General features: G+C 71.0%; 9 protein-coding genes. 3 read left to right on the top strand and 6 right to left on the bottom strand.

From position 1 onward, the window contains the following. Positions 1-49 precede the first annotated feature (49 nt). Both SHK19_RS19815 and SHK19_RS19810 read left to right on the top strand, forming a co-directional pair. Complete coding sequence (locus SHK19_RS19815) at positions 50-2608, top strand: hypothetical protein (RefSeq protein WP_322937243.1); 2559 nt, start codon at positions 50-52, stop codon at positions 2606-2608. 174 nt (positions 2609-2782) lie between these two features. Then, entirely contained in the window at positions 2783-5851 is a 3069-nt protein-coding gene (locus tag SHK19_RS19810) for a heterodisulfide reductase-related iron-sulfur binding cluster (protein ID WP_322937242.1), read from the top strand. Positions 5852-5866: 15 nt separating this feature from the next. Here SHK19_RS19810 and SHK19_RS19805 read toward each other — a convergent pair whose 3' ends face one another. Genes SHK19_RS19805 through SHK19_RS19785 form a run of 5 tightly spaced genes read right to left on the bottom strand, consistent with a single transcriptional unit; the run spans position 5867 to position 10554 of the window. Next, positions 5867-6547: a response regulator transcription factor gene (locus SHK19_RS19805; RefSeq protein WP_322454686.1), complete on the bottom strand. Its 681-nt coding sequence runs from the start codon at positions 6545-6547 to the stop codon at positions 5867-5869. Further along, positions 6544-7623, bottom strand: coding sequence for a sensor histidine kinase (locus tag SHK19_RS19800; RefSeq protein WP_322937241.1), 1080 nt, complete (start codon positions 7621-7623; stop codon positions 6544-6546). Before SHK19_RS19800 ends, SHK19_RS19805 begins: the two co-directional genes overlap by 4 nt. A gap of 20 nt (positions 7624-7643) precedes the next feature. Next, complete coding sequence (locus tag SHK19_RS19795; RefSeq protein WP_322937240.1) at positions 7644-8444, bottom strand: ABC transporter permease; 801 nt, start codon at positions 8442-8444, stop codon at positions 7644-7646. Beyond that, positions 8444-9415: an ABC transporter ATP-binding protein gene (locus SHK19_RS19790; RefSeq protein WP_322937239.1), complete on the bottom strand. Its 972-nt coding sequence runs from the start codon at positions 9413-9415 to the stop codon at positions 8444-8446. The genes SHK19_RS19795 and SHK19_RS19790 overlap by 1 nt, the downstream gene beginning before the upstream one ends. Positions 9416-9456: 41 nt before the next feature. Further along, the gene (locus tag SHK19_RS19785) at positions 9457-10554 is read right to left on the bottom strand and encodes a type IV toxin-antitoxin system AbiEi family antitoxin domain-containing protein (protein ID WP_322937238.1); all 1098 of its coding nucleotides are present in this window, start codon (positions 10552-10554) and stop codon (positions 9457-9459) included. Between the two features lie 129 nt (positions 10555-10683). Between SHK19_RS19785 and SHK19_RS19780 the strand changes: the two genes are divergently transcribed. Further along, on the top strand, positions 10684-12336 hold the full coding sequence (locus SHK19_RS19780; protein ID WP_322937237.1) for a DUF885 domain-containing protein: 1653 nt from the start codon (positions 10684-10686) through the stop codon (positions 12334-12336). An 11-nt stretch (positions 12337-12347) separates the two neighbouring features. Here the strand turns inward: SHK19_RS19780 and SHK19_RS19775 are convergent, their stop codons facing one another. Then, a complete protein-coding gene (locus SHK19_RS19775; RefSeq protein WP_322937236.1) occupies positions 12348-12569 on the bottom strand; it encodes a DUF7218 family protein in 222 nt (73 codons plus the stop codon). Between the last annotated feature and the right edge of the window lie 71 nt (positions 12570-12640).

The following is a 12640-nucleotide window of genomic DNA, read 5'->3' as shown; positions in this document are numbered from 1 at the left end:
CGGCGGTCACCGCGACTGCTGTCGGACGGGCAACAGCAAGGTGGTCGGCGTGGAACGCAACCAGTCGGTGCGGGTCGGACTCGCGGCGGTGGCCGCAGCGGCAGTCGTAGCCACGGCGATCTCGGTTCCCGGGTTCGGCTCCGGCCGCTTGGGCGACCTGGCCGCGGCGTCCGAGCGCGACGCGCGCGACGGGGGCCTGTCCCACGTCGACCCGCCGGGCGCCGCGCCGCACCGCCACGACGACCCGCGCACCAAGAACGCCATCTCCCGCGCCGGCTTCGAGGAGGGGACGGTCGACCCGACGACGGCCGAGCAGCGGCTCGCCTCGGCGGCGTACGTCGAGCGCGAGCGGGCGCTGCCCGACCCGCGGCTGGTCCCGGTGCCGGCAGAGCCGGCGCACGCCGACGAACCGGCGACCCGCTACGAGATGGCCGGCGCGTGCTACACGCTGCAGGCGCCGTCCGGGGCCTACCTCGTCGCGAAGGGCACCTCCGTCTCGCTGGCCGAGGTGCCGGCGATCGAGGCCACGCCGCTGTTCTTCAAGGCGACCCGGCTCGGCGGCTACCTGCTGCACACGAGCGCCGGCGTGCTCGCCAGCAACGGCGGCACCATCGAGCTCGCCGCCGAGCCGAGCCCGGCGGCAGACTGGACGGTGCTGCGGGGCAACACCGGGCGGTTCACGTTCCGCGCCCTCAACGGCGACCGGCTGAGTGCGTCGGGTGACGACCTGGTCGGCGGCGACGTGGTGACCGCCTACCGGCTGCGGCTGGCGACCGACGACTGTGCTGCGTACCCGGAGGCCGAGGTCAACGTCAGCGGTGACCCGCACGGGGGCGTGACGTCCTACCAGGAGGTCCGCGGGTACGTCGACGCCCACAGCCACGGCATGGCCTTCGAGTTCCTGGGCGGCCAGGTGCACTGCGGGCGGCCGTGGCACTCGTACGGCGCGCCGTACGCCCTCGTCGACTGCCCCGACCACTCCCTGACCCAGGGCAACGGAGCGATCCTCGAGTCCTTCCTGTCGGGCGAGACGTCGCACGACCCGGTCGGCTGGCCGACGTTCAAGGACTGGCCGGCCCCCAACTCGCTGACCCACGAAGGCACCTACTTCCGGTGGATCGAGCGCGCCTGGCGCGGCGGGCAACGGCTCTTCGTCAACCTGCTGGTCGAGAACAACAAGATGTGCGAGCTCTACCCGCTGAAGCGGAACTCGTGCGACGACATGGACTCGATCCGCTTGCAGGCGGCCGACATGTACGAGTTCCAGGACTACGTCGACGCCCAGTTCGGTGGCCCCGGGAAGGGGTTCTACCGGATCGTCCGCACGCCGTTCGAGGCCCGGCAGGTCATCAACGCCGGGAAGATGGCCGTGGTGATGGGGATCGAGACCAGCATCCCGTTCGGGTGCACGGTCAAGATCGTGCTCGGCAAGGACCAGCCTGCCTGTGACGAGGCCGAGATCGACGCCAACCTCGACGAGATGCGCGCGCTCGGCGTGCGCCAGATGGAGCTGGTCAACAAGTTCGACAACGCGTTGTCCGGTGTCGCGGGCGACGAGGGTGAGGTCGGCCTGTTCGTCAACTCGGCCAACTTCCTCGAGACGGCGACGTTCTGGCAGATGGAGCACTGCGAGCCCGCGGACGGCGTGAGCCACGACAAGAACCAGACCCTGCTGCCGACGATGCCGGAGCAGGACGCGATCTTCGGCGCGATCGTGGACCTCTTCGGAGGTGCGGTGCAGCTGCCCGCGCTGCCGGTCTACGGCCCGCCGGCCCACTGCAACAAGCGGGGCCTGACCGACCTCGGGGCGCACCTGATCCGCGGCCTCGCCAAGCGGCAGATGATCTTCGACCCCGACCACATGAGCGTGAAGGCGCGACAGGCCTCGATGGACCTGATCGAGGAGCTCGACTACCCGGGCGTAATCTCCAGCCACTCCTGGTCGACGCCGGACACCTACCCGCGGATCTACCAGGCCGGCGGGTTCATCACGCCGTACGCCGGCGACTCGAGCGGCTTCGTCGACAAGTGGCGGGCCCACCTCGAGTGGGCCGATCCCCGCTACTACTGGGGTATCGGCTTCGGTGCCGACATCAACGGCCTCGGCGCGCAGGGTGACCCCCGCGGCGCGGACGTGCCCAACCCAGTCACCTATCCCTTCATCGGTCTCGGCGGCGTGGAGATCGACAAGCAGCGGGCGGGCGAGCGGGTCTGGGACATCAACGTGGACGGGGTCGCGCAGTACGGCCTCTATCCCGACTGGGTCGAGGACCTGGGGATGGTCGCCGACTCCCAGCACGACGGCGACGGCGGCCTGATCAAGGACGACATGGCACGCGGCACCGAGGCCTACCTGCAGATGTGGGAGCGGGCCGCCGGCATCGCACCCGACTCGTGCCGCAACCCGGAGCTGCGCAAGACGGTCGCCACCGTCCAGCGGCTGGTCGTCCCGGGCCTGACCACCACCCAGGTGATGCGCAGGGTGGGCCAGCCGTTCCGCCGCCTCGGCCAGACCTTCGGGGTGTGCGCCAGGACTGCCGACGACCCTCGGGTGATGGTCACCGTCGTCTTCGACCGGGCCGGGAAGGTGCTGCGCGTCAAGCCGTAGACCCGCCGACCGCGTCGGGGAGTGAGGCGATCCTCACTCCGCCGCAGAGGTTACCAGCGGGTAGGATCCGGTCGATGGTGCGCTCGAGAGGCGGGCGCGACCACGCTTCGGGCAGTAGCCCGGGACCTGGAGTCGGGACTCCGTAGTCTGACCCCGATTCCCCGGAACTTTGGAGTGACGACGTTGACCCTGACGCTGATCGTTGGCCTGCTGCTCAACGCGATCATCCTGCCGCTGGCGGCCAGGCGGGTGTGGTTCCTCTACCGCCTGGTGTCCCACGGCCAGCCGGCGCCGGACCGGCTCGAGAACGTCACCAAGCGCACCGGCAGCGCCATCTGGGACCAGCTGCGGGAGGTCCTCGGCCAGCGTCGGCTGCTGAAGTGGTCGATCCCCGGCATCGCGCACGCGTTCGTCATGTACGCGTTCCTGATCCTCGCCACCGTCTACATCGAGGCCTACGGCATCCTCCTGTCGCGCAACCCCGACTGGGCGATCCCGGTGATCGGCCACTGGGAGGTCATCGGCTTCGGCCAGGATCTGATCGGCGTCCTGTGCCTGGTGGGTCTCGCGATCTTCACGATGATCCGGCTCAGGAACGACCCCGAGAAGATCGGGCGGAAGTCGCGGTTCAAGGGGTCGCACCTCGGTGGCGCCTGGCTGACGCTGTTCATGATCTTCAACGTCATCTGGACGATGTTCCTGTTCCGCGGGGCCGCGTCGGCGGCCGACAACCTGCCGTACGACCGGGGCGCGTTCGTCTCGATCGGGCTCGGCAAGATCTTCGACGGCCTCAGCCACGACAGCCTCGAGTTGCTGGAGCACGTGGGCCTCCTGCTCCACATCGGCGTCATGCTGGTGTTCCTCATCCTGGTGCTCAACTCCAAGCACCTGCATATCTTCATCGCGCCGCTCAACGTCATGTTCAAGCGTCCCGACGCGGCGGATCGGGTCAGCGGCAGCACGGTCGCCCTCGGCGCGGTGAAGCCGATGATGAACGACGGCAAGCCGGTCACCCTCGACGACGTCGACGATCTCGACGAGGACGCCACCCTCGGCGTCGGATCGATCAACGACTTCTCGTGGAAGGGCGTCCTCGACTTCGCGTCGTGCACCGAGTGCGGTCGCTGCCAGTCGCAGTGCCCGGCCTGGAACACCGAGAAGCCGTTGTCTCCCAAGATGCTGATCATGAACCTGCGGGACCACGCGTTCAGCGCGGCGCCGTACAACCTGGCGCCGGAGGACAAGCGGGGGTCGCTGGACCCGGCCGTCGTCGCCGAGGCCGAGCGCCCGCTCGTGGGCGAGACCGAGGGCGTGGCGTGGGAGCCCAGCGGCGGCGCGATCATCGACACCGACGTGCTGTGGTCGTGCACCAACTGCGGCGCCTGCGTCAACCAGTGCCCGGTCGACATCGAGCACGTCGACCACATCACCGACATGCGCCGCTACCAGGTGCTCGTCGAGTCGAGCTTCCCGTCCGAGCTCAACGGTCTCTTCCGCGGTCTCGAGAACAACGGCAACCCGTGGAACATGTCGCCCCGCGGCCGGATGGACTGGGCCAAGGGCCTGGACTTCGACGTGAAGGTCGTCGGCGAGACCATCGAGTCGCTCGACGAGGTCGACTGGCTGTTCTGGGTCGGTTGCGCCGGCGCCTACGAGGACCGCGCCAAGAAGACCACCCGTGCCGTCGCGGAGCTGCTCGACCTGGCGGGCGTGTCCTTCGGCGTGCTCGGCAACGGCGAGACCTGCACCGGCGACTCCGCCCGCCGGGCCGGCAACGAGTTCGTGTTCCAGGGGCTCGCCCAGCAGAACATCGAGACGCTCAAGGACGCGAAGGCCAAGCAGGTCGTGTCCACGTGTCCGCACTGCATGAACACGCTCAAGAACGAGTACAAGGAGCTCGGCATCGAGCTCGAGGTCATCCACCACACCCAGCTCCTCAACCGGCTGGTGCGGGAAGGCAAGCTGACCCCGGTCGCGACCGGCGACGGTGCACACGAGCGCAAGATCACCTACCACGACCCGTGCTTCCTGGGCCGTCACAACCAGGTCTACACGCCACCGCGGGACCTGCTGCAGATCATGCCCGGTGCCGAGGTCGCCGAGATGGAGCGCAGCGGCGAGCGGTCGTTCTGCTGCGGCGCCGGCGGTGCCCGGATGTGGATGGAAGAGACCATCGGTGAGCGGATCAACGTCAACCGGACCAACGAGGCGATCGAGACCGGCGCCGACCAGATCGCGGTCGGCTGCCCGTTCTGCCGGGTGATGCTCGCCGATGGCCTCACCGAGGCCCAGGACTCCGGTCGCGCGCGGGAAGAGGTCGAGGTCCTCGACGTCGCGCAGATGCTGCTCGCGTCGGTCAAGGGCGAGGTCGCCACCAAGCTCAAGCCCGGTGAGGGCGCGAAGCCCGCGGCGGCAAAGGCCAAGAAGGCGGCTGAGGAAGAGCTCGACGATCCCGCTGCCGTCGGCCCGGCCGCGAAGGCGTCCGCGCCGGGCACCTCGCTCTTCGAGGACGCTCCTGTCGAGAAGACGGCGCAGGCCGAGCCGGCGCCGGACAAGAAGGGTTCCTCGTCGGGATCGCTCTTCGACGCGCCCGTGTCGGACGACAAGCCCGGCGGCGAGGAGCAGCCGGCGAAGGCCGACTCCTCCGGCGGGTCCCTCTTCGACGCGGCTCCGGCCGAGGAGTCCGAGCCGGCCAAGGACGGCCAGGGCGGCTCGCTGTTCGACGGAGGCGGATCGCTCTTCGACGCAGTGGACTCCGCGCCGGCCGAGCCGAAGTCCGAGCCCGAGAAGCCCGAACCCGCGCCGAAGGCCGAGCCGGCGCCGGCGCAGGCCGACCTGAGCGGCTCGCTCTTCGACGTGGTCGAGTCCGCCCCGCCGGAGGAGAAGCCGGCCGCGCAGACGAAACCGGCTCCGGCCGACGAGAAGCCCGCCGAGGAGGTGAAGCCGGCAGCGAAGGCGGAGCCCGCACCGGAGAAGGTGTCCGCTCCCGCCGAGCCTGCCCAGGCCGACCTGAGCGGCTCGCTCTTCGATATCGTCGAGTCTGCCCCCGAGCCCACGGCCCCTGCCGAGGAGGAGCCTGCCGCCGAGGAGGAGCCTGCCGCCGAGGAGGAGCCTGCCGCCGAGGAGGAGCCTGCCGCCGAGGAGAGGAAGCCGAAGCCCGCCCCGGCCGCGTCCTCCGGCGAGAAGAACGAGCCCCGCACCGACGTGGACATCTCCGGCTCGGGCTCCCTGTTCGACCTCTGACCGGATTTCGAAGGGCTAGCGGGTCCGGCCAGGTCGCACGAGCCCGTGGTCGAAGGCGAAGACCACGGCAGCGGCGCGGTCGCGCAGGTCGAGCTTGGTGAAGATGTGCCCGATGTGCGTCTTCACGGTGCCCTCGCCCAGGGTCAGCTCCGCCGCGATCTCGGTGTTGCTGAGCCCCTGGCCGATCAGCGCGAGCACCTCCCGTTCGCGTGGGGTGAGCAGGTCGGCCTCCGGACCGGGGCGCACCGGCGTCGGACCGTCGCGATAGGCGGAGAGGACTCGTCCGGTGACGGCCGGGTCGAGCCACGACTCACCGTGCGCGACGCGTCGGACGGCGCGCTGGAGGTCCTCCGCGGGTACGCCCTTGAGCAGGAAGCCCGCCGCGCCGGCGCGGAGCGCGCCGGCGAGGATCTCCTCGTCCTCGAACGTCGTGAGCACGAGCACGGGAGGCGCGTCGCCGGCCTCGCGCAGGAGACGGGTCGCAGCGACGCCGTCGACGCCGGGCATCCGGACGTCCATGACGACGACGTCCGGCGCCAGCTCCGCCACTGCCTCGACGACACCCGCGCCGCTGTCGAGCTCGCCGACGATCTCGAACCCGAACCGGGCGCGGAGGATCCCGCGCAGCCCGGTGCGCACCAGCTCCTGATCGTCGACGAGGAGCACCCTGATGCTCCCGTTCTCCTGGTCGGTCACGACGGCAGCACCGCCTCGACCAGCCAGCCCCGTTGCTCTGCGCCGGCCCGCAGTCGGCCGCCGACGCCTTCGGCGCGGTCGCGCATGCCCAGCAGCCCGTTGCCGAGGGGCGCGCTCGCGTCGACGTCGCCACCGTTGCGCACGGCGACGGTCGCCGTCCCGCTCTCCACGGTGACGGCGACGGTGACGCGCTCGCCCGGCGCGTGCTTGACCGCGTTGGTGAGCGCCTCCTGGACGATCCGGTAGGCGGCGAGACCGCGGGTCGGGCCGAGCTCCTCGAGGTCCCCTGTGACGGTCAGGTCGACCTCGGTGCCGGCGCTGCGGAACGAGTCGACGAGCCTGCCGATGTCGGTCGCCACCGGGAGCGGGGCCCGCTCACCCGGGGCGTCCGTCCGCATCAGCCCCACCGTCGCGCGGACCTCCTCCAGGCTGGAGCGCGACAGTCGCTCGGCCTCGGCCAGCGCCCGTCGGGCCTCGTCCGGGTCCTCGTCGAGCGCGAGCCGGGCACCGCTGATGTGGAGCAGCGAGACGGTCAGCGCGTGGCCGATGACGTCGTGCATCTCACCGGCGATCCGGGTCCGCTCCTCCGCCCGGCTGCGCTCGGCCAGCTGGTGCTGGGCCGCCTCGAGCTGCCTGACCGTCTCCCGCAGCCGGCGGGCGAAGATGCACGCGACGAGCGTGAACGCCGTACCGGTGATCCAGGCCGCCCAGCCTGGCTCCTCGGTCTGCTGCGCCCATTCGGAGACCAGCGTCAGCCCGAGCACGCCGCCGACGGTGAGGGTGGCCGGCAGCGTCGACACCAGCGCCACCCAGCCCGCTGCGACGCAGAAGCCCATCCAGACCAGGTTGGCCGAGTTGCCGTGGCCGATCGCGACCAGTCCGGCGGCCGCGACCAGCAACGGGACGGCGAGTCGCCACTCGACGAGTCCGCGCCACGCGGTCGCGGCTGCGATGGCGGTGACGGAAGCGGCCAGGACGAGCCCGACCGGGAGCGAGCGGTGACCCATCACCGCACCGACCACGGCGAACAGCGCGAGCATCGTAGGAGCGATGACTCGCGCTGCCCGATCCGCCATGGGCATGAGCCTAGGCGCTCTCAGAGTGCCGTCCGCCGGGCGGCGAGCGCGGTCGCCACGATCGCGATGACGGTGATGGTGATCAGTGGTCCGGTGCCATTGCTGATCCCGAGCCACGGCTCGCGGATGGCGTCGGTCGCGAGGGCCAGGGGCAGCCGTTCGGCGATCTCCCGCAGCGGCTCCGACATCACCGCCGGCGGCGGGCCGCCGACGCCGAGCAGGAACGAGGGGAAGAAGAGCATCAGGCCGACCGACTGCGCGGCTCGCGCGGACGGCAGCACGGACCCGAGCAGCACGCCGATGCTGATGAAGGCGACGGAGCCGGCCACGATGCCCGCGGCGACGCGCAGCGGGTCCTCGACGTCGGGGATGCCGTAGACGGGCGCGGCGATGGCGAGGAGCAGCGGACCGGCGATCGCGATCGCACCCAGCCCGATTGCGAGCTCGGCGAGGGCGAAGGACCAGCGCGGGAAGCCCGACGCCGCGAACCTTCGCAGGACGCCGCGCTCGCGGTAGGACGCCATGTGCACCGGCAGCATGATCAGCCCGGTGGAGCCGATGACGACGGTGAAGTACGACGCGACGTACCAGTGCGACGGGTTGACCGGGAACGCCTCGTCCGGCTCGGTCCCGAAGACGCCGCCGATGATGAGCATCGAGATCACCGGGAACGCGAGGACGAAGGTGAAGGTGATCGTGTCGCGGGTGAGCAGGCGCAGCTCGGTGACGAGCAGTCGCCGGGTGGTCGAGGGATGACGGCGGGTCCGCGGTGCCGGCCGGGCGTCCGTGGTGGTCGGGGCGAGGGTGTCCGTGGCAGTCATCACGCCACTCCTTCCTTGTCGGTCGGGGAGTCGAGGAGGGTGAGCAGGGCCGACTCGAGGTCGGGCACGTCGACGCGCAGGTCGGGCGGGATGGTCCGCCCGCTCTCCACCAGCCAGGCCCCCACGTGGGCGATCGCCCGGCGATCGCCGCGGATCGCGACCTGCCCGCGGTCGCGGGTCACGCCGGTGACGCCCGGCAGCCGGTTCAGCGACTGCAGCGCGTCGGCCGTGGTGTGGAGGTCGGTGTCGGACAGCGCGAACCGCACCGTCACCTCGCGGGCGTGCCGGGCGACCAGCTCCGCGGGCGTGCCCTGGTCCATCACCCGGCCGTCGCGCATCGCCACGACCCGCTCGCAGAGGGCTTCCGCCTCGTCGAGCTCGTGCGTCACCAGCAGGACGGTGGTGCCGGCGTCGCGCAGCTGCGCCACCGCCGTCCAGACCTCGCGTCGGGCGGCCGGGTCGAGGCCCTGGGTCAGCTCGTCGAGGATCACCAGCCGCGGGCGGTTGAGCAGCGCCAGCACGAGGAACAGCCGTTGCCGCTCGCCGCCGCTCAGCCCGGCGTACGGCGACCGGCGCTTGTCATCGAGCCCGAACTGCTCCAGCAGCGCGCCCGCACCGGTGGCCCGCGGCCCGGCGAAGAGCGCGACGGCCTCGCCGACCCGCAGCCGGTCCGGTAGTCCGGAGCTCTGCAACTGGCTGCCGATCTGCGGCCGCAGGCGGTCGGCGTCGTGGAAGGGATCGAGGCCCAGCACGCGCAGCTCGCCGGCGTCGGGCCGTCGCAGACCCTGGAGGCACTCGACGGTGGTGGTCTTGCCGGCGCCGTTGGCGCCGATGAGGCCGAGCACCTCGCCGGCGTGGACGTCGAGGTCGAGGCGATCGACGACGGTCCGGTCGCCGTACGCCTTGGTGAGCCCGCGGACCGTGACGACGGGGTCGCCGGGGTCGACGGGGTGGAATTCGGTGATGGTCATGCGTCCATCACACCGGCGGCGGGTCTCGCCGCACATCGACCTCAGGTCAGATCCCCGACTCTGTCCGAGGGGAGAGGGCCGGAAGGAGCGCCGATGCCAGGCTGGCTACGCAGAGGCCAGTTGCCCTGCACATCATCGGCGCCGATCCGATCGACCCGCTTGATCGATCCCCGCCGATCACTCTCGAGGCACCGCGGACACGGCGCCGGCGCTCCCGCCCACCCTCGGATCTGCAGAAGCCGACCGACCTTCGACGCCGTCGAGCAGGCACGCCCGAAGACCTGGCCGTAGCCGAGCCGGACGGTGTGCTCTCGTTCGAGCGCCGCGTCGAGGTCCCGCTCGAGGTCGATGTCCCGCGCCCGCGTCGAGTCATGGTTCAGGCGCCCGTCGAGCTCGACGATCTGGACCCAGGGCGGTCGATCCTCGCCGTACCGCACGTCTCGGAACATCCGCCGTCCGGTCGGCGATGTCGGTTCCGCTTGACGTTGCCCGCGAGGCAGACCGTGCGGGCGCTCGACCCGGGTGAGGTAGCCGTGCTCGAGGACCGAGCATGTGCCGTCAGCGACGTCTCGCAGGACCGCGTCGAGCCACTGTCGTCGGCGGACGCGCGACAGAACTCCGAGCTGGGCTCGGAGCCGGGCGGCCGTCGTACGGCGTGCTCCGCACGCGTCCGCCAGCACCGCGATGGCATCGAGCTCGTCCCGCGCTCGGTCTGCGAGATCGATGACCGCAGCGTCGTACCGCAATCGTGGCGGAGAGAGGTTCTGCTGGATCGCGTCCTCGAACCGACGCGAGCTGCGGACGCGGACGCCATCCGGCTCCACGGGGTGTCGACCGTGCGCGACGACGATCTCGATCGGGCGGGAGTCATCAGCGCCGCGGCGGCCAGGACCCTCATTTGCGCGGAGAGCCGAGCGCCCATCGAGGGCCGCCGGCCAGCATGCGAGCACGGCCGCCCAGGCCCGCTGGCTCCACGTCAACGACCCGGTGTGGTCGACGTACACGCCGGCATGCACGGGGACCCACTCCCGACGCCGTACCTTGCGCGCCACATGGGTGGGTGTGAGGCCCGCGGCAAGGACCTGGCGGCGGGCGATCACGCCATCCTGGAGTGCAAGCAGCGCTTCGATCTCGTCCATCCCGCAGCAGATGCCCGGGCGTGGACAGGCGCCACACCTGCGAATCCCCGACCTGTGGACAGCGTCATCGGCGCCGATCCGATCAACCTGCTTGATCCGATCCCCGCCGATGTCCGGTAGGAATAGCGCGTGACCGACGACATTGCGAGCCTCGCCGAGGAGTACCAGCAGTTCCGCTACCGCCAGAACCCCCTGTGGGCCCACATGTCGGGGGAGTACTCCGTCGCGGGGTCCTACACCGACGTGAGCGCCGCGGGCGAGGAGGCGGCCGTCGCGGAGGCGCGCCAGTTCGCCGAACGGGCGGAGGCGATCGACGATGACGGGCTCGAGGAGCAGGAGCGGCTGTCGCGGGCGATGCTGGTGTGGGACGCGACGTCGACGGCGGAGCTCGGCGCGCTCCGCTCCGCCGAGTACGGCGCCAACCCCATCTTCGGGGCGCAGGCGTCGCTCGGGATGTACCTGCCGAAGCTGTCGATCCCGACGCCGGAGGTGGCGGACGCGATGGTCGACAAGCTGCGCGCCGTGGCGACGTACTTCTCCGACCTCGCGGACCGACACCGTGACGGCGTCGCGGCCGGCCGGACCCCGGCGGCGTTCGCTGCCGCGGACACGATCCAGCAGCTCGACGAGTGGCTCACCACGCCGCTGGAGGAGGACCGGCTGCTCGGCATCGCGGCCACCCCCGACGGCGTCGACCGCGACGCGCTGGTCGCGAGCCTGCAGAAGGTGGTCGAGGACGACGTCCGCCCCGCGCTGGCGACGTACCGCGCCGTGCTCCACAACGAGGTGATGCCGGTCGCCCGCGAGGACGAGCAGGTCGGGCTGCTGCACGTGCCCGGCGGTGAGGAGGCGTACGCAACGCTCACCCGCTACTACACGACCACCGACCTGACACCGCAGGAGATCCACGAGATCGGGCTCGAGCAGGTGGCCGAGCTGGAGCGGCAGTACGCCGAGCTCGGGCCTGCGGTCGTCGGCACCGATGACGTGCCCGCCATCCTGGCGGCGCTGCGCGACGACCCTGCGCTGCACCACACCAGCGCCGACGACATCGTCGAGGCGTCGAAGGCCGCGATGGCCAAGGCGCGGGGCGTGATGGGCGACTGGTTCGGCCGGCTGCCGCAGTCCGACTGCGAGGTCGAGCCGACCACGAGCGGTGCGATCGCCTACTACTTCCGGCCCGCGATGGACGGCAGCCGGGGCGGGGTCTTCTTCATGAACGTCTCGGACCCCGAGGGATGGGGCCGCTACGAGATCGAGTCCACCTCCTACCACGAGGGCATCCCCGGGCATCACCTCCAGATCGCGATCGCGCAGGAGCTCGAGGATCTCCCCGACTTCCGCAAGACCGCGTTCGTCACGGCCTACAGCGAGGGCTGGGGCCTCTACACGGAGCGGCTGGCCGACGAGATGGGCCTCTACGGCTCACCGCTCGACCGGATGGGCATGCTGGCCGCCGACTCGATGCGCGCCTGCCGGCTCGTCGTCGACACCGGGATGCACGCGCTGGGCTGGACCCGGCAGCAGGCGATCGACTACCTGCTGGCCAACTCGGAGAAGTCCGTGGGCCACGCCACCGCCGAGATCGACCGGTACGCCGTGACCCCAGGGCAGGCGCTCTCCTACATGATCGGCCGGCTCGAGATGCTCCGGATCCGCGACGCCGCTCAACAGCGCCAGGGCGAGCGGTTCGACATCAAGGCCTTCCACGACGCCGTGCTCGGCTCAGGGGCGCTGCCCCTCTCCGTGCTGGCCGACCACGTCGCGAGGCGCCTCACCTGACGGTACGGCGGCTATGAGCTGCTGCTCGCCTTCCCGCCCTTGCGCCCGGCCTTCTTCTTCTGGGCGGTGGTGCCGCCCTGGCTGCTGTTGCCGCCCTTGCCGGACTGCTGACCGCCGTGCTTGGAGGAGTCCTTGGCGTTGGCGATCTTCGCGGCACGCTGCTTCGACATGCCCTTGTCCTTCAACGCCTCGTACCGCTTCTCGTTCTTGACGTTCGCCGACTTGCTGGGCATCACTGCCTCCTCGGGTGGTTCCGTTCACCGGTCCGGTACCCAGGTGGCGCGCGGGCATGTGCCCCAGCACA

Source organism: Nocardioides bizhenqiangii, from assembly GCF_034661235.1.
In the GTDB taxonomy this organism is placed as follows: Bacteria; Actinomycetota; Actinomycetes; order Propionibacteriales; family Nocardioidaceae; genus Nocardioides; species Nocardioides bizhenqiangii.
Note: the sequence above shows the minus strand (reverse complement) of the source record. Positions and strands in the feature narration are given on the sequence as shown.

Excerpts from the sequence above, each read along its gene's own strand:
- SHK19_RS19800 (WP_322937241.1), bottom strand. The coding sequence starts at position 7,623 with ATGGCGGATCGGGCAGCGCGAGTCATCGCTCCTACGATGCTCGCGCTG.
- SHK19_RS19795 (WP_322937240.1), bottom strand. The coding sequence starts at position 8,444 with ATGACTGCCACGGACACCCTCGCCCCGACCACCACGGACGCCCGGCCG.
- SHK19_RS19790 (WP_322937239.1), bottom strand. The coding sequence starts at position 9,415 with ATGACCATCACCGAATTCCACCCCGTCGACCCCGGCGACCCCGTCGTC.
- SHK19_RS19785 (WP_322937238.1), bottom strand. The coding sequence starts at position 10,554 with ATGGACGAGATCGAAGCGCTGCTTGCACTCCAGGATGGCGTGATCGCC.
- SHK19_RS19775 (WP_322937236.1), bottom strand. The coding sequence starts at position 12,569 with ATGCCCAGCAAGTCGGCGAACGTCAAGAACGAGAAGCGGTACGAGGCG.